At 66.6% G+C, this 16,701-nt stretch carries 16 protein-coding genes; 8 read left to right on the top strand and 8 right to left on the bottom strand.

Annotated features, from left to right (window positions below):
- The first annotated feature begins 53 nt into the window (after positions 1-53).
- The 3 genes from J0X27_RS03705 to katG all read left to right on the top strand — a co-directional run bounded on the left by J0X27_RS03705 (position 54) and on the right by katG (position 4,403).
- Positions 54-1,394 (top strand): RimK family alpha-L-glutamate ligase, encoded by a 1,341-nt coding sequence (locus J0X27_RS03705; RefSeq protein WP_207271108.1) that lies wholly within the window; start codon positions 54-56, stop codon positions 1,392-1,394.
- 103 nt (positions 1,395-1,497) lie between these two features.
- Positions 1,498-1,746: a PRC-barrel domain-containing protein gene (locus tag J0X27_RS03700; protein WP_207271107.1), complete on the top strand. Its 249-nt coding sequence runs from the start codon at positions 1,498-1,500 to the stop codon at positions 1,744-1,746.
- A 518-nt stretch (positions 1,747-2,264) separates the two neighbouring features.
- Positions 2,265-4,403: a catalase/peroxidase HPI gene (katG, locus tag J0X27_RS03695; protein WP_207271106.1), complete on the top strand. Its 2,139-nt coding sequence runs from the start codon at positions 2,265-2,267 to the stop codon at positions 4,401-4,403.
- Positions 4,404-4,493: 90 nt separating this feature from the next.
- On the opposite strand, the gene J0X27_RS03690 is transcribed toward katG, so the two are convergent.
- A complete protein-coding gene (locus J0X27_RS03690; protein WP_207271105.1) occupies positions 4,494-5,765 on the bottom strand; it encodes a hypothetical protein in 1,272 nt (423 codons plus the stop codon).
- A 190-nt stretch (positions 5,766-5,955) separates the two neighbouring features.
- Positions 5,956-6,555 (bottom strand): DNA-3-methyladenine glycosylase family protein, encoded by a 600-nt coding sequence (locus tag J0X27_RS03685; protein ID WP_207271104.1) that lies wholly within the window; start codon positions 6,553-6,555, stop codon positions 5,956-5,958.
- Between the two features lie 392 nt (positions 6,556-6,947).
- Between J0X27_RS03685 and J0X27_RS03680 the strand changes: the two genes are divergently transcribed.
- A complete protein-coding gene (locus J0X27_RS03680; RefSeq protein WP_207271103.1) occupies positions 6,948-8,255 on the top strand; it encodes a cobyrinic acid a,c-diamide synthase in 1,308 nt (435 codons plus the stop codon).
- Between the two features lie 28 nt (positions 8,256-8,283).
- Here J0X27_RS03680 and J0X27_RS03675 read toward each other — a convergent pair whose 3' ends face one another.
- Positions 8,284-9,294 (bottom strand): AIR synthase family protein, encoded by a 1,011-nt coding sequence (locus tag J0X27_RS03675; protein WP_207271102.1) that lies wholly within the window; start codon positions 9,292-9,294, stop codon positions 8,284-8,286.
- 194 nt (positions 9,295-9,488) lie between these two features.
- A complete protein-coding gene (locus J0X27_RS03670; RefSeq protein WP_207271101.1) occupies positions 9,489-10,490 on the bottom strand; it encodes a TIGR04024 family LLM class F420-dependent oxidoreductase in 1,002 nt (333 codons plus the stop codon).
- A 353-nt stretch (positions 10,491-10,843) separates the two neighbouring features.
- Between J0X27_RS03670 and J0X27_RS03665 the strand changes: the two genes are divergently transcribed.
- The 3 genes from J0X27_RS03665 to J0X27_RS03655 all read left to right on the top strand — a co-directional run bounded on the left by J0X27_RS03665 (position 10,844) and on the right by J0X27_RS03655 (position 11,708).
- Positions 10,844-11,023, top strand: a complete 180-nt coding sequence (locus tag J0X27_RS03665) for an HVO_2753 family zinc finger protein (RefSeq protein WP_097378549.1) — start codon at positions 10,844-10,846, stop codon at positions 11,021-11,023.
- 12 nt (positions 11,024-11,035) lie between these two features.
- Positions 11,036-11,302: an elongation factor 1-beta gene (locus J0X27_RS03660; protein ID WP_207271100.1), complete on the top strand. Its 267-nt coding sequence runs from the start codon at positions 11,036-11,038 to the stop codon at positions 11,300-11,302.
- Between the two features lie 250 nt (positions 11,303-11,552).
- Complete coding sequence (locus J0X27_RS03655; protein ID WP_207271099.1) at positions 11,553-11,708, top strand: hypothetical protein; 156 nt, start codon at positions 11,553-11,555, stop codon at positions 11,706-11,708.
- A gap of 158 nt (positions 11,709-11,866) precedes the next feature.
- Here the strand turns inward: J0X27_RS03655 and J0X27_RS03650 are convergent, their stop codons facing one another.
- The 4 genes from J0X27_RS03650 to J0X27_RS03635 all read right to left on the bottom strand — a co-directional run bounded on the left by J0X27_RS03650 (position 11,867) and on the right by J0X27_RS03635 (position 15,726).
- Positions 11,867-12,319, bottom strand: coding sequence for a metal-dependent hydrolase (locus tag J0X27_RS03650; RefSeq protein ID WP_345778254.1), 453 nt, complete (start codon positions 12,317-12,319; stop codon positions 11,867-11,869).
- A 27-nt stretch (positions 12,320-12,346) separates the two neighbouring features.
- Complete coding sequence (locus J0X27_RS03645) at positions 12,347-13,132, bottom strand: CDP-alcohol phosphatidyltransferase family protein (protein ID WP_345778255.1); 786 nt, start codon at positions 13,130-13,132, stop codon at positions 12,347-12,349.
- A gap of 186 nt (positions 13,133-13,318) precedes the next feature.
- On the bottom strand, positions 13,319-13,702 hold the full coding sequence (locus J0X27_RS03640; RefSeq protein WP_207271096.1) for a DUF7475 family protein: 384 nt from the start codon (positions 13,700-13,702) through the stop codon (positions 13,319-13,321).
- A 50-nt stretch (positions 13,703-13,752) separates the two neighbouring features.
- Positions 13,753-15,726, bottom strand: coding sequence for an aldo/keto reductase (locus J0X27_RS03635; protein WP_207271095.1), 1,974 nt, complete (start codon positions 15,724-15,726; stop codon positions 13,753-13,755).
- 88 nt (positions 15,727-15,814) lie between these two features.
- Here J0X27_RS03635 and J0X27_RS03630 point away from each other — a divergent pair, with 88 nt between their 5' ends.
- Positions 15,815-16,684 carry an alkaline phosphatase family protein gene (locus tag J0X27_RS03630; RefSeq protein WP_345778256.1) on the top strand — a complete coding sequence of 290 codons (870 nt, stop codon included), beginning with the start codon at positions 15,815-15,817 and terminating at the stop codon, positions 16,682-16,684.
- Positions 16,685-16,701 lie beyond the last annotated feature (17 nt).

Below are 16,701 nucleotides of genomic sequence, written 5' to 3'. Positions count from 1 at the left end.
TCACAACCGACCGAACTGCCAATACTTATCCGACGGGTTGGCGTTTATCCCGTATGGCCGGTGCCGATCCCGTAACCGTCGGGGTATTGAGTCTTCATACAAGTAAGGAAACCAAGGCGATTCTCAACGCCGTCGAAGAACTCGGACACGACACCGAGTGGCTTCGCAACGAGAACACGTCGGTCAGCGTCGCTGACGGAAGTCCCGTCCTCGAGCCCGACGTCGACGTGATCGCGAATCGAATGTTGCTGTCGAACACCGAACAGCCCGCGGAGGAACTCGGGCTCGCGAACACGTTCTCCCAGCTGGTGCCGACGCTCAACGAACCGAACGCGGTGTTGACTGCGATTCACAAGCTGTCGACGGCGACCGCACTGGCGGCGAACGATATCAGGACGCCCGACGTCACGCTCGCGCTCAGCGGCGATCGATTGAACGCCGCACGGGATCGGTACGGCGAAGAGGCGGTGTACAAGACTGCGATCGGGACCCACGGCGGCGGGACGTGGAAGGTCGGCCCCGACGATCCCATCAACGCGAAGGTGGGCAACCGCTATGCCTTCCTGCAGGAACTCGTCGATATGGAAGACGTCCGCCACCGCGACCTGCGCGTCTACGTCGTCGGCGGCGAGGTCGTCGCCGCGATGTACCGCTACGCGCCGGACAACGACTGGCGAACCAACGTCGCACTCGGCGGCTCCGTCGAGGACGCGACCGAGGATCTTCCCGAGGAGGCCCGCGAGATGGCCCGCAAGGCGGCCGACATCGTCGGTCTCGATTACGCGGGTGTCGACCTCGTCGAAGGGGACGAAGGCTGGTTCGTCCTCGAGGTCAACCCGACGGCAGGGTTCAAAGGGCTCTACGAGGCAACACAGGTAAGCCCGGCACCGTACATCGCGAAGTTGGCGATCGAACGTGCAGGCGGCGAGGTCGACGACTCCCGAGTGCGAGATATATCGACCGTCCTCGACGATTCCCGACCGACCGCCCAGCCCGCAGCGATGACCACGGAGACGGAGCACGCGGTGATCGGCTACACCGAAGAGGTCGTCCTCTCGGGGACCAGCGGCTCGAAATCGGTGCTCGCGAAGTCCGACACCGGTGCGACGCGGACGAGCATCGACACCGGCCTCGCAGCCGACATCGGTGCCGGCCCGATCAAATCCATCACCCGCATCAGATCCGGGAGCAGCAAGCAATCGAAAAGCCGTCCCGTCGTCGACGTGGTCGTCGGCGTCGGCGGCAACCAGCATACGGTCACGGCCAGCGTCGAGGACCGCAGCCACATGGACTACCCGGTCCTGCTCGGCCGGGATATCCTCGAGAACTACCAGGTCGACGTCAGCCGTCGGATCGACAGCGAGGCAGCCGACACGCCGGAAGAAGAAGAGTAATCGGCTGGCACGGATCGGTGAACCGATCTCGGAACGGCGACTCGTGACCCGACGCCCGATGGTCCGATTAATTTATTGACTTGTTGTCCGAACGTGTACTCGCATGACAACGGTCCTCGCCTCCACGCTCTCCGAGACGCCAGTGATGGGAGCAGACGGAACGGAGATCGGAACGGTTCACAACGTGACGATGAACGTCGAAACCGGAGCGCTCCGACACGTACTCGTTACCCCAACTGCCGACACCGTCAGGGGGTTCGACAGGAACGACGACGGAAAGATCGTCGTCCCCGCCCACTGTCTGAGCGACATCGACGATTACCTGATCGTCGACCGGACGAAACGCGACTGAGACGGTTTGCCGTCCCGATGTCCCGGTCCCACCGGCATTGACGGACGGGAGACCGTCTGAATCCCCCGTGCTCGACGCCGAGCCACCCGCCTTGGGCCCCGTCGGATCGACCCGTCGAGTCACGTCGCCGGTCGCGTCGAACGCGAGTTCGACGACGGGCGGCCCACTCGAGAACGGTGGTGGTGGTGGAAGCGTGACAACGGATAGTCGAGAGACGGCCAGCCGTCGCCTTCGTTCGTCTCGTACCGCTGGTACCAGCGACGAACCCGATCGGATCGCTGGCCGTGATCGGTCGGCTCCGTTTCCCATATCGGAAATATAGTATCCTAAACCCAAAACTGAGGTTCTCATCGATACATCTATTATTCCACAATCCAATCTTCCCATCGTAGGCAACTGTTCATGTCCGACGACATACCCAACCACATCACGGGCGATCCCGACTCGCCCACCACGGACGCCGACCGCGATTGCGAAGCGCTAGCGACGAACGCCGAACTCTCGGAGGGGGGCCGATAATGGAGGACCGTACTCACGACTGGTGGCCGAATCAGTTGAACGTAAATATCCTCGACCAGAACGCCCACGACCTCGGGCCGTACGGCGACGACTTCGATTACGCCGAGGAGTTCCAGGAACTCGACCTCGAGGAGGTAAAGGCCGACATCGAGGACGTGATGACCACGTCCCAGGACTGGTGGCCGGCCGACTACGGCCACTACGGGCCGCTGTTCATCCGGATGGCGTGGCACAGCGCCGGCACCTACCGCACCAGCGACGGGCGCGGCGGGGCGTCGGAAGGCGCACAGCGGCTCGCGCCGCTCAACAGTTGGCCCGACAACGCGAACCTCGACAAGGCACGCCGCCTGCTCCTGCCGGTCAAGCAGAAGTACGGCCGCAATCTCTCCTGGGGCGACCTGATCATCCTGGCCGGGAACGTCGCCATCGAGTCGATGGGCGCGAAGACGGTCGGCTTCGCCGGCGGGCGGGAGGACGCGTTCAAGCCAGACGAGGCCGTCGACTGGGGCCCCGAGGACGAGTGGGAGGCCTCCGAGCGCTTCGACGAGGACGGCGAACTGCGGAAGGGCCTCGGAGCAACCGTGATGGGGCTCATCTACGTGAACCCGGAGGGTCCGGACGGCAACCCCGACCCCGAGGCGTCCGCGGAGAACATCCGGGAGTCGTTCAGCCGGATGGCGATGAACGACGAGGAGACGGTCGCGCTTATCGCCGGCGGACACACGTTCGGGAAGGTCCACGGCGCTGCCGACCCCGACGAGCACGTCGGCCCGGAGCCCGAGGCCGCGCCCATCGAGGCGCAGGGTCTCGGCTGGGAGAGCGACTACGGCTCCGGCAAGGGCAAGGACACCATCACGAGCGGCATCGAGGGGCCCTGGACCCAGGCACCGACCCAGTGGGACACGGGCTACCTCGACAACCTCCTCGAGTACGAGTGGGCGGCCCAGAAGGGCCCCGGCGGCGCTTGGCAGTGGATTCCGGTCGACGAGGACCTCCGGGACTCCGCGCCGGATGTCGAGGGCGAGGAGAACGTGACGCCGATGATGCTGACGACGGACATCGCGCTGAAGCGCGACCCGGACTACCGGGAGATCGTCGAGCGCTTCCAGGACAACCCGATGGAGTTCGGCATCAACTTCGCGAAGGCCTGGTACAAGCTCACCCACCGCGACATGGGGCCGCCCGAGCGGTTCCTCGGCCCGGAGGTCCCCGACGAGGAGATGGTCTGGCAGGACCCGCTGCCAGCGGCCGACTACGACCGGATCGACGACGCGGACGCCGCCAACCTCAAGGAGGAGCTTCTGTCCTCCGACCTGACCGTCCAGCAACTCGTCAAGACCGCGTGGGCGTCGGCGTCGACGTACCGCGATAGCGACAAACGCGGTGGCGCAAACGGTGCGCGTCTCCGCCTCGAGCCCCAGAAGAGCTGGGAGGTCAACGAGCCCGAGGAGCTGACGACCGTCCTGCAGACACTCGAGGGGATCCAGGAGGAGTTCAACAGCTCGCAGTCCGACGGCACGCGCGTGTCGCTGGCTGACCTCATCGTGCTCGGCGGCAGCGCGGCCGTCGAGCAGGCGGCGGCCGACGCGGGCTACGACGTCGACGTCGACTTCGAGCCGGGGCGCGTCGACGCCAGTCCCGAGCAGACCGACGTCGACTCCTTCGAGGCACTGAAGCCGACGGTCGATGGGTTCCGCAACTACATCGCCGACGACGTCGAGGAGGAACCCGAGCGACACCTCGTAAACGAGTCGGAGCTCCTGAACCTGACTGCGTCCGAGATGACGGCGCTGGTCGGCGGGATGCGCACACTGGGCGCGACCTACGGGGACTCCGACCTCGGCGTCTTCACCGACGAGCCGGGGACGCTCACCAACGACTTCTTCGTGAACCTCCTGAGTATGGAGACGGAGTGGGAGCAGTCCGAGGAGTCCGAAGACGTCTACGTGGCCCGCGACCGCGAGACGGGCGAGGTCGAGTGGCGGGGGACCCGCCTCGACCTCATCTTCGGGTCGAACTCCCGGCTGCGCGCCATCGCCGATGTCTACGGCTCCGAGGGCGAGGAGGAGAAGCTCGTCCACGACTTCGTAGACGCCTGGGAGAAAGTGATGCGGCTCGACCGCTTCGACCTCGAGTGATCGAGGTGGCGCGACGAGGCTGATCGAGGGAGCCACCGACCGCTTTCGCTGCCCCATCGGTCGACCGGTCGGCCCGACCGGAGTCTCGCGTTACTCGCTTCGGATGACGATCTCGTCGTCCGTAATCTCGGTTACCTGAGCCGCGTCGACGGGGTAGTCGTCGTCACCGTGGCCGCCCCAGTCCAGCCGCGCTTTGAGGCGGTCGGTCAGCCCGGGTTCGGGGTCGATGTAGGCCGTCTGGCCCTCGACTTCGGCGACCATTCCGATCTGCTGGCCCGATTCGTCGACGACGTCCTTTCCCTGATCCTCGTGAGTGAGTTCGACCGACGACGCCACCGGTTCCTCCGTCGCTCCCATCTCGGCGTCGGAGCCGGCACTCGTCGTCGCCTCGCCACTCGTGGCTTCCACGTCGCCTCCCGCCATCGCTCCGTACTCCTCGATGTCGATGATCTCGCCTTCGAGAACCTCGCTGGTGATGACCTCCGACTCGATCAGTTCGGAGTCCTCGAGCACGTATTGCATCCGCCGCTGCTCGCGTAGCTCCTCTTCGATCGTCCTGCGTTCGATGAGTTCGCTGTGAACGGCGTCGCCTTCGGCCCGCTGGCTCTGGATCACTTCCTGTTCGACCACGTCGTCGGGCGTCACGCTCGAGCGGATGATGTCGCTCTCGAGGATCGATCGCTGGACGCTCTCGAGTTCGATGTCCGTCTCGATCTCGTCGCGCTCGAGTTGTTCGTCCTGTTCGATGTCGACGTCGACGACGCGGCTCTCGACGGTGTAGCGCTCGATCTCCTCGATCGTGTCCAGGCGAGTCTCGTCGACGGCGACCTCGATTACGTCGTCGGCGACGAACTCCGTCTCGACGATCTCGCGGCTCAGCAGTTCGGAGTCGACGACCTCCCGTTCGACCAGATCCGTGTCGATCACTTCGCTCTCGATCGTGTCCCGCTCGACGATCTCCCGCTCGACGACTTGCGTCTCGACGATTTCGGTCGTTACCGTCTCGCCGCGACGCAGCGAGTCCTCGAGTTCGTCCCGGCCGAGATCCGCCCGATCGAAGGCCCGCTCGCGGTCGACGATCTCGAAGAAGCCCAGCCCTTCCCCGGCCGGTTCCTCCTCGTGGTAGACGAACACGAGGTCCTCGTCGTCGAACCGGTCCTCGAACTCCGCCCAGGTATACTCCTCGTGATCCGCACCCAGTTCGTCCCGGTGAGCGAACGTGTGACCGTGGCCCTCGCTGTCGCTGATCCCGACCGGGACGGCATCGCGAGCCTCAGCCCACTCCCTGATTCGCTCGGGATCGGAGGTCATTCGTCGCTGCTCGGCTGCGTCCGTCTCACTCGAGGATCTGTCGTTTGCCATCTCGGTCGGTCATGCGACCGACCTGCACTTGAGTCGTCGGGGTCATCCCATCCGGTCAGTGTCTCCTTTCTCGAGTCGCCTCGTATTGCCTGCATACTCCTGGGGGTAATCCCGTATTGTGATCGATCCGTCCGTTTCGATGGGAACCGACAGCGGCCACAATCAGCTATTACGCGGACAGAGCGGTCGGTCAATCGGACTCGTACTCGGCCCAGATGTACCGGGTCGCCACTGACCGGTACGGTCGCCACGACTCGGCGATCTCCCGCATCTCGGCACGTGACATCTCCCCCGTTTCGTAACCGTTTCCATACAACTGCTCGATCCCACGGCGGACGGCGAGGTCCCCGAGGGGGAGAACGTCCTCGCGCTCGAGTACGAATAACAAGAACATACGCGCCGTCCAGTCTCCGATGCCTTTGATTTCGGTGAGGGTGTCGATGACCTCGTCGTTGGAGTATTCCGCGAGCCCGTCCCGAGTGAGGTCCTGTTCCTGAAACGCCCGAGCGGCGTTGCGGATGTACTCGATTTTGCTTCGGGAGAGGCCGGCGGAGCGGAGTGGCTCGTCCGCTGTCTCCAGGACGGCTTCCGGAGTGACTTCGCCGCCGAACGACTCGAATACCCGCTCCCGAACTGCGTTGGCACTCGCCGTCGAGAGTTGCTGGTTGATAATGGAAATGCAGAGTCGCTCGAACTCGTCCCACTCCGGCTCGACGTATGGATCGTGCGTCTCGATCAGTCGCGCCATCACGGGGTCCCGTTGCAGGACAGGTTCGGCCTCGTCTATCATTTCGTGGACCGAACGATAGTACCGAGACGGCAAAGGTATCTCGATAGTGGTCACTCTTCACACGTTCGAGGGCCGAGGTGGTGGCGGGACATCGTTGAATTAGATCGCGGTACGGCCTGGATTCGATCCGAACACGCTGTGGGTAACTGTTCGCCATCGTCGCCCTCGAGCGCCCGGACGCGGTGGCCATATCGAGGCCTCGCCGGCGATCGCAACGGCGGGTCCACGGGCCGGGCTCGAGAACTGGTGCTTGGCGAGCCCGCTCGCGTCGGCGCTACCGACGGATTCAAGTCGAGTTGTACGAACGCAAATACAATGAGACTAGTGGAGACGGCTATCATCGAACGCCGACTGATTCCCGGGACGATCACCGTCGTCCCATCGCGACGACCATGAGGGGGTTCGTTCTCGGGGGCGTCAGTTCCGGCGTCGGGAAGACGGTCGCGACGCTGTCGATCGTGCAGGCACTCGAGGATGCTGGCTACGCGGTCCAGCCCGCGAAGGCGGGTCCGGACTTCATCGACCCGAGCCACCACGAGGCGATCGCGGGTCGTCCGTCCCGGACGCTCGATAGCTGGCTCTGTGGCGAGGACGGTCTCCGTCGGAACTACCGACGTGGGGAGGGCGACATCTGTGTCGTCGAGGGCGTGATGGGGCTCTACGACGGCGACGGTTCGAGCACCGCGATGGTCGCCGAATCGCTCGGGCTGCCGGTCGTCCTCGTGGTCGACGCGAAGGCCGGGATGGAGAGCGTCGCGGCGACCGCGCTCGGGTTCCGCGAGTACGCCGACACCATCGGCCGCGACATCGAGGTCGCCGGCGTCGTCGCCCAACGGGTTCACGGCGGTCGCCACGCACAGGGCATCCGTGACGCCTTGCCCGACGGGCTCGAGTTCTTCGGCCGAATCCCGCCGGACGACGACCTCGAGATTCCCGACCGCCATCTCGGACTCGAGATGGGCGAGGAGGCGGCGTTGCCGACCGCGGCCCTCCGGGAGGCGGCCGAGTCGCTCGAGGCCGATCGGCTAGCGGCCATCGCGCGCGAACCGCCCGGTCCCGACTCCCCGACCGAGCCCGGAGCGCCGGTCGATGCCACGATCGCCGTCGCGAGCGACGCCGCGTTTTGCTTTCGGTATCCGGCGACGATCGAGCGGTTCCGCGAGCGTGCCGAGCTGGTCACGTTCTCGCCGGTCGCGGGAGATCCCGTTCCCGCGTGCGACGCCGTCTATCTCCCCGGTGGCTACCCGGAACTCCACGCCGAGACCCTCGAGGCAGCCGGCACGCTCGCGGAACTCGGTGACCTGGCGAGCGCGGGACTGCCGGTTCTCGGCGAGTGTGGCGGTCTGATGGCGATGAGTCGGTCGCTGACGACCACGGACGGAACGCGAAGCGAGATGGCCGGGGTTTTGCCCGCGGACGTGAGCATGCACGACCGCTACCAGGCGCTCGACCACGTCGAACTCGCGGCCACCGAGGGGACGCTGACGGCGGCCGCCGGCGAGGAGATCCGCGGTCACGAGTTCCACTACTCGAGCGCCGACGTCGACGGCGACGCCCGCTTTGCGTTCGAAACGGTTCGGGGCGACGGCATCGACGGCGACCACGACGGCCTGACCGCACACGAATCGCTCGGCACCTACGTCCACGTCCATCCCGAGAGCGGGGCCTTCGATCGGTTCCTCGAGCGGGTCTCCGCCTGACCGGTCTCGGAATCGAGGCCGACGGAAATCAGCCGTCCGCGTCCGCCCGTTCCCAGAGCGGGTAGAGCTCGTCCTCGATCGGCTCGGTGATCGATGCACCGTCGAGACGGAGTTCGGCGTCGCCGCCGTCGCAGTTCCGAACGGTTCCGATCACCGCGGCCTCGAGTCCCGCGTCCGCGAGCGCCCCGAGACAGTCGTCGGCCGCGCTTTCGGGGACGGTCGCGAGCAACGCGCCGGAGCCGAAGATCCGGAGCGGGTCGACGCCCGCGGCGGCACACAGCGTCGCGGTCTCCTCGCGGATCGGGACGTCGTCGCGATCGACCTCGAGTCGGACGTCCGACGCGCGGGCGACCTCGAGCAAGCCGGCGGCGACACCGCCCTCCGTGGGGTCGTGCATCGCCGTCGCGTATTCGCGGACGATCCGGGCTTCGGGAACGACGCTGATCTCCGCGAGGAACCCCTCGGTGCGCTCGCGGGTTTCGGAGTCGACCCCGAGTTCGTCGCCGAAGTCGGCCGCGAGGATGGCCGATCCCTCGAGCCCTGCCGCCTTGGTGAGGACAACGGCGTCGCCCGGTTCCGCGCCGCCGGTCGGGACGAATCGGTCGGTCGCCCCCATCGCCGTCAGCGAGAGAATCGGGCGCTCGAGTTGGTCGACGTACTCCGAGTGGCCGCCGACGATCGACGCGCCGATCTCGCGGGCGGCTTCGTGGAGGTCGTGTGAAATCTCCTCGAGGAGCGGGTCGCTCGTTTCGCCCTCGTCGCTCGGCAGCAAGACGACGGCCGTTAGCCAGCGCGGATCGGCCCCCGAGACCGCCACGTCGTTGGTGGCGACGGCGACGCCGAGGGTGCCGACCTGGGACGCAGCCAGGGAGATCGGATCCGAACTCACGACGAGCGTCCCCTCGCCGTCGGGCCAGTCGATCGCGGCGGCGTCCTCGCCGTCAGCCGGGCCCTGTAGTACTGTCTCATCCGTCTCGGCCGCCCCGGTCCGCTCGAAGACGTGTGCGAGGAGGTCGTCCGGACTCACCTTGCCGGGCATACCACGAACTGGGACGATGCGCCGTTTGTAGCTGTCGAAGGATCGGTACAGGATTTCGGACGCACAACGAGACGCTCGAGCAGAATCGCCTGAAAGCCCCGATGTCGCTTGTATTTCACCCGAACGCGGGTTGTCGGGGTCGCTATCGTAGTGGCAAGGACCGCGACGGAGAAACGGAACCGATTTCGAGCCGCTCAGGCGTCGGGCGCGACGGCTTCCATCGTCTGCCGAACCTGCTCCTCGCTCGCGCCACGCGGGAAGCTGACCGCGAGGGCGTCGAGGCCGTCGACCGCCTCGTAGCGCTCGAGCTTCTCACGAGCGGTTTCCGGATCGCCGGCGGCACAGAGGTCGTCGAGGATGTTTTCCTCGACCAGCTCGAGGGCGTGTTCGCGGTCGCCGTCCTGCCAGGAATCGTAGATCTCGGTCGCTTCGTCGTACCCCTGTCGCTCGAGCGCGTCGCGGTAGAACGTCCCCATCCCGCCGACGTAAAAGCCGATGTGCTGGCGGGTGAGTCGCCGGGCCTCCTCGGGATCGTCGAGCGCACAGCAGGTGACGCCCGTGGTGATCTGGACGTCGTCGGGATCCCGGTCGCCGAGCTCGGCACCGCGCTCGATGTCCTCGAGGCGGTCTTCCGTTCCCTCGGGGGTGAGCATGATGCCGTGCCAGCCGTCGGCGAAGCGACCCGCGAGTTCGACCGCTTTGGGACCCATGCCGGTGACCTCGATCGGCGGCGGCGTCTCCGGCGGCTCACAGCGCAGCCGGAACCCCGAGAGGTCGAAGTCGTCGCCGTCGTAGTCGACGGGCTCGCCCGAGAGCACCTGCCGGACGATCTCGACCGTCTCTCGGGTGCGCCTGAGCGGGTTGCCGTACTCGACGCCGTGCCAGTTCTCGACGACGACCGGGCCGCTCGGGCCCAGTCCCAGTCGGAATCGCCCCTCGGAAACCTCCTGGAGCGTCGCCGCGGTCTGTCCCAGCAGGGCCGGCGACCGCGAGTAGGTGTTGAGGATGCTCGAGCCGATGTCGATCGACTCGGTTCGTTCGGCCATCGCCGTCAACACGGTCACGCCGTCACGACCCCAGGTCTCGGGGAGCCAGGCGCAATCGTAGCCGCCGTCTTCGGCAGTCTGTGCGTAGTCGACGATCGAGTCGATCGTCGGCTGTGCGGCCACCGGCAGGTGGACATCTCTGTCAGTCATCGTCAGACACAGACGAAACGGGCCCTTTTGGGTGTATGGGAACCGGAGGCGGGATTACGATCGTTTATACGCGGGCTCGAGTGGCCGTCGTTGACGGTTCCACGGTGCCGAATACGGACGGGTGATCTCCGTTCGGACCGACTCGAGACGCCGCCTGCAGTGGCACGCGCCGGGTTCGCGACGCTGGAGTCGATGAGTCGTCCGGGCCCTGCGATTCGGTGGCTCACCCGACACGGGAACTGGATAGTACGCTGACACCATGCTCGAACGGCTACTGGCGAGCGATGGCGGCATCCTCCCCGTCCGATTCCGTTATCGAGTAGTTTAAAAACGGCGGGCGGGAAAGAGGGGGTATGAGTACGATCGAGGAACAAGAGACACGCTCCTGTGTCTCCTGCGGGCTCAATATCGCGGGCACGAACGCCGCCGCGTTCAAATGTCCCGACTGTGGCCAGCAGATTTACCGCTGTGCCAAGTGTCGCAAACAGAGCAACCTCTACGAGTGCCCCGACTGCGGGTTCACCGGACCCTAATACACGACAACCATGGGAAAAGTAGCTGCCAAAATCAAGGTCATGCCGGACAGCCCCGAAATCGACCTCGACGCGCTTCAGGAGCGCCTCGAGAGCGCCCTCCCCGAAGGTGCGAAGATCAATGGCGTCGAACGTGAGGAAGTCGCGTTCGGACTCGTCGCGCTCTACCCGACCGTAATCGTCCCCGACGGGACGGGCGGGACGGAGACCGTCGAGGAGAACTTCGCCGACGTCGACGGCGTCGAAAGCGTCGAAGTCGAGAACGTCGGCCGGATATAAGACGACCGCTTTCGCGTTTTTCACCCGGTTCGCTATCGCTCGAGAGCTCGCTCCGTGCGATCACCTGTCGCTCTCACGGCCCTCGAATCGAGGTCGGAACACGGGTACGTCGGCACTCGAGGCCCGCTTCACTGCAACCGATCGAGGGCGTTCCGACCGACCGCCGTCGACTCGAGGCGCTCGAGGAGGATCCGGGCGGCCACGAACGCCAGGATCCCGATCACCACGCCCACCACGGTGTCGGAGAGGTATGCGTTCCCAGGTAGATCCGCGAGAACGCGATCAGTCCGGCGAGGAGGGCGACCGGTTCGAACGGAAGCGCCTCCGAGCGACGGGGGACGAACGCGACCGTGCGGTCGTCGATCCGAAGCACCTGCTCGACGAGTTCGCCGATGACGTGTTCTAGGTGCGTCTCCCGGAGGATACCGACCGACGATACATGGTCACTCTGACCCCTGTAGCTACTGTCACAAGAGGGACGCGTCGGAACGACGGACTCCTTCGTCCAGCGGCCCGTCTCCGAAGCGGTAGCGCCCAACTCGGTCAGCGGCCGTGCCCGACGAGTCACCGTCCGACGATCCGATCCTCGAGGAGGACCGCTCCCAGGACGAGCCAGACGCCGACCTCGAGGAAAAACGACGGCGTCCAGAGGTAGTGGAGGACGAACGAGCCGGGCGGGATCCCCAGCGGGTCGGACGGGACGACGACCGGCCAGCCGACGAAGAGGGCGTCGCCGGGGCGGCCGTTGACGACGACGTGGAGGGCATCGAGCAGGAGATGTGATCCCCATCCGACCGCCGCCGCTGCCCCGACTCGGCTGTGCCGTGCGAGCGGGAGCGCCACGATCAGGAGGATGGCGCTGTGTCCGATCGAGTGATAGAGCTCGACGACGCCGACCATCCCGAGGGGTTTATCGACGAGATCGGGAAGCGCCGCTCCGACGACCAGCCAGCGAGACGACAGCGTCGTCGCTCTCCCGACGAGTGCGGCCGCGACGAGGTGGGTCGGGAAGAGCACGAGTGTCACTACGGTCGCGGTCACATATCAGTTCTGTCCGCCCGGGATCACGTGGGGGAGTCGGCCGCTGACGGCGAGGAAGTCGCGAGCGAACACCGCCAGCGACGGCGCGAGGACGGCGGGTGCGAGGGTCCAGACGAGCGCCGTCGACACTGCGGGGGCGAGCGCCATCGTCACGAATACCATCTGTACGCCGGCCAGATACTTCCCGAGGTTACTGTCGGGCGTGTCGAACACCGGTCGACCACGAACTCGCCGCCAGTAGACGCCGGCGAGAAAGACGTAGCGGGCTGCCGACAGCGAGAGGTACCAGACGGGGAGTTGGCCCCACAGCACTGCCACTACCGGTGCGGCGACGAAGCCGAACGTATCGAACGCCATATCGAGGCGACGGCCGAGGGCGGTCTCCCGCCCGACCGTCCGGGCGACGGTGCCGTCGAGTTTGTCGAGCACGACCCCGCTACCGTAGCACAGCGCAGGTACCCACGCGAGGTCGGTGGTCGCTGGGACGACGACGAACCCGGCGACGACCGCGTAGAGCCCGCCCCGGAGCAGCGTCAGCGTATTCGCCAGCCCGAACGGGCGATGCCACGGATCGCGGGCGAACCGGTTCGCGTCGATGCTCCGGCCAACGTACCAGAGCTGGCCCGCCCAGCAGAGTCCGGCGACGGCTGCCGGGTGGACCACCCAGCGGGTCATCCCGGCGGCGGGAAACAGCTCCCGAAGCAGGGCGGCGAGACAGAACGCACCGACCAGCGGCAGACCGAGACGGAGCCACCCGTGTGGCGACTGGTCACGCTGGCGGCCGGCCATCGATGCCTCCTGGTCCGTATCGCCCCTGGTGTCGGTGCTGGCGGCGCGCGTTCGCCGGCCCGAACCGGGCCCGTGCACGGAGTCCGTTCGAATCGCTCATTCAGAAGACTCGTCTCGAGGAGAGTGACCGTACCGAATTAAAAACACGACCAAACTACGCAGCGATTTTCCCACCATACCGACTCGCTACCGCAACAATACGACGAGAATCGCGACGAGCACTACCTGTGCGACTTTATCGACGGCACCGAGCGTCCCGACGTCGGCCGGGAACGATTTCGACCCGGCCGCGAAGTTGACCCAGTACCAGAGGAGTATCTGAACGAGGGTATAGACCACCCCCACGGCGTAGACCGTTCGCCGCCGGTAGTCGAGTAGGAGGAGGCCGATCCCACCCAGAAAGCCCAATCCCGCGAGTACGAAGCTTCCTCCCATCGCGGACGGAAGCATTCGGACGCCGAGAAAGAGGTGGACAGCGGCCGTGACGAGCGTCGCGACGACGCCGATCCAGTGTAGCCCGGTCAACGACTCCGTGTGAAGCGCCGTCCGCTGTGTCTCCGCCGTTCCCATACAGTTCCTTTGCGTTTTAATCACATAGGTGTACTGTTACCACACATCAGTTACCGTTCGAAATCCGGCTTCCGGAGCGTCTCGAGACGTGCACACTCCTCGTCGCTCAGTCTCTGGGCGGCCGCGGCCAGGTTCGCGACGACGTGTGCCCGCGTCGTGCTGGCGGGGATGGGAACGACGCCTCGGGTCACGTTCCACGCAAGGACGACCCCGGCCGGCGAGAGGTCGCGATCCGCCGCGATCTCCTGCAATACGGGCTCGTCCAGCAGGCCGGGTGCCGACAGCGGTGAGTGGGCGACGACCCGGATCCCACGGTCGTGGCAAAACGAGACGAGGTCACTCCGTGGCTGGTAGGGGTGGCGTTCGATCTGGACGAGTGCGGGCCGGACGGTTCCCGCCTCGAGGACCCGCTCGAGTTGCGCCCGCGAGACGTTACAGAGGCCGAGACGGCGCGCCCAGCCGCGGTCGAACACCGCCTCGAGGTTTTTCCAGGCCGTCTCGAGGGGGATCCCCGCCGTCCGAATCTCGCCGTCGTCGTCCTCGGGAAACGTCAGCGACTCCTGGCGTTCGACCGGCTTCTCGGCCAGTCGGTCCAATCGGCCCCGATGCTCCCAGGCGTCGGGCCAGTGGAGCGTGTAGCAGTCGAAGGCGTCGATACCCAGCTCCGCCCGGCTGCCCGCACACGCGTTCAAGAGATGTTCGCGGCGGTGGTTGGTGCGCCAGACTTTCCCGACGAGAAAGAGGGTCTCGCGGTCGGCGGAGCCCGGCGCGGCCAGCAGGTCGCCGATCCGGTGTTCGTTGCCGTACAGTTCGGCGCTGTCGAGCAGCCGATAGCCCGCGTCCAGCGCCGTCGCGATGGAGTCCACGCGGTCGACGTACTCCCCGTCGCGGTAGCGCGAACAGCCAAAGCCGATGGGCGGGAGTCGAAGCGAGTGGCGTCCCGTCGCGCGCCGGACGCGGTCCGACGGCGCGACGGTCGGCTCGGGAACGGGAGCGCTCGTCGCCCCGTAGTCGGGAACGGCGATCGGGCCGCCAGCGTCGGCGGCCGCTTCGATCGCGTTGCAAACCGCGACGACGTGTGCACCGCGACGGCCGGTGTCCCGAGACGGCTCCCCGGTCGCGACGCTCGCCGCGAGCTCCTCGAGGGCGTCGACGTAGGCGTAGGGCTGGCTGGGCGACTGTGGCGGTGCAGTCGTGTAGTTTCGCCCCACGCGGCCGAACTGGACGTCGTCGATCGCGGTGTCCATCGCGCCGGTGCCCTGCAGATACAGCGATCCGTCGTCGCCGTAGAGTTCCAGCCCGTAGAACTCGCGGCTGCGATGGGGCGCGTAGAAACTGGCGGTCAGCCGGACGATGGGTCCCGCGGCGAACTCGAGCGTCGCCTCGACGTGACTCGGGGCCGCCGGCGCTCGTGATTCGCGGTCGGGCCAGACGTCGAGACTGTCGGCGACGCGAACGCGCTCGACGGGGCCGAACCACGAGACGAGCACCGCGAGCGGGTAGACGCCGCCGTCGTACAACGGACCGATCTCGAGGAACGAGTCGGGCCGGTCGTGCCAGTCGGTCACGCGGCCGACGTGGGCATGTGCAGCGCCGAGTCGGACGGGGCCGAGCCGGCCGTCCGCGAGCAGTCGCCCCGCTCGCCGCTGAGACGGTGCCCGCGGCGTTCCGGGTGCACAGCCCAGCGCGAGGGTCCGCCGCCGTGCCATCGCCAGCAACTCCTCGGCGATGTCGGCCTCGAGCGCGAGGGGCTTTTGCGAGTAGACGTGGCGGTCGGCCGACAGCGCCGTCCGCGTCACCGGCGCGTGGGCGGCGTGGCTCGTCAGGTTCACGACGAGGGGCGCGTCGACCGCCGCGAGCGCCGTCTCCAGATCCGTAAACGACGGACAGTCGTGTTCCTCCGCGAGGGCCGTTGCCCGTTCGCCGTCGAGGTCGCAGACGCCGGCCAGCGAGAGCGGACTCGTCGCCAGACCGGCTGCGTACTCGGTTGCGATCGCACCCGCACCCACGAACAGACAGTTCACAATCCTACCGGGACGGCGATCCATATATTTCTCTCGCCGGTGCCGTTTTGTCCGTTCGGTCCGAACGACGGGCGTGACGGAACCGGGAATGAGTCGGCTCGGAACGGCCTACCTGCGGTGTCTGCAGGCGCTGGGCCGCCGGCTGGCCTACGGGACGAACGTCTACGAGCGCGAGTGGGACGTCCTCGTCGTCCTCGACGCCTGCCGGGCGGATCTGTTGCGGTCGGTCGCCGCCGAGACCGACGTTCTCGAGGACGTGGCATCGATGCGGTCGGTCGGCAGTTCCTCCTCGGAGTGGCTCGAGAACACGTTCGAGGGGACTCCCGAGACGTCCCGGACGGTGATGGTAACCGGCAACACGTGGACCGATCGGTATCTCGAGGCCGACGCCTTCGCCGCACTCGACGAGGTCTGGAAGTACGCCTGGGACGACGACCTCGGGACGGTCCCGGCGGCGGCGATCACCGACCGGGCGGTCGCGCTCGCACGCGACCGCGATCCCGAACGGCTGGTCGTCCACTACATGCAACCCCACCATCCGTTCGTCCCGGACCCGCTGACGGGCGACGAGGGCATGGCCCGTACCGGCAGCCACAGCAACGACGGGAATCCGTGGGTGTTGCTTCGCCGGGGCACGGTCACGAGAGAGCGGGTCTGGGAGGCCTACGAGGCCAATCTCCGGTACGTCCTCCCGGAGGTGGCGACGCTGGTCGCGAACGTCGACGGCCGGGTCGCGATCACCGCCGACCACGGGAACCTCTTCGGGGAGTGGGGGCTGTACGGCCACCCGATGCAGACCCCGGTGCCGGCGTTGCTCACCGTCCCGTGGGCGGAGACGACGGGAACCGACCGCGGGACCCGCGAGCCGACGCGTTCCCCGCCGGAACCGCTGCCGGTTTCGCGGATCTACGGGGCCGAGACCGACCGCGATCGACTCGACGCACTTGGATATTTATAGTAAGCAGGGAGTACGCT

This window comes from Natrinema longum, assembly GCF_017352095.1.
Lineage (GTDB): Archaea > Halobacteriota > Halobacteria > Halobacteriales > Natrialbaceae > Natrinema > Natrinema longum.
Note: the sequence above shows the minus strand (reverse complement) of the source record. Positions and strands in the feature narration are given on the sequence as shown.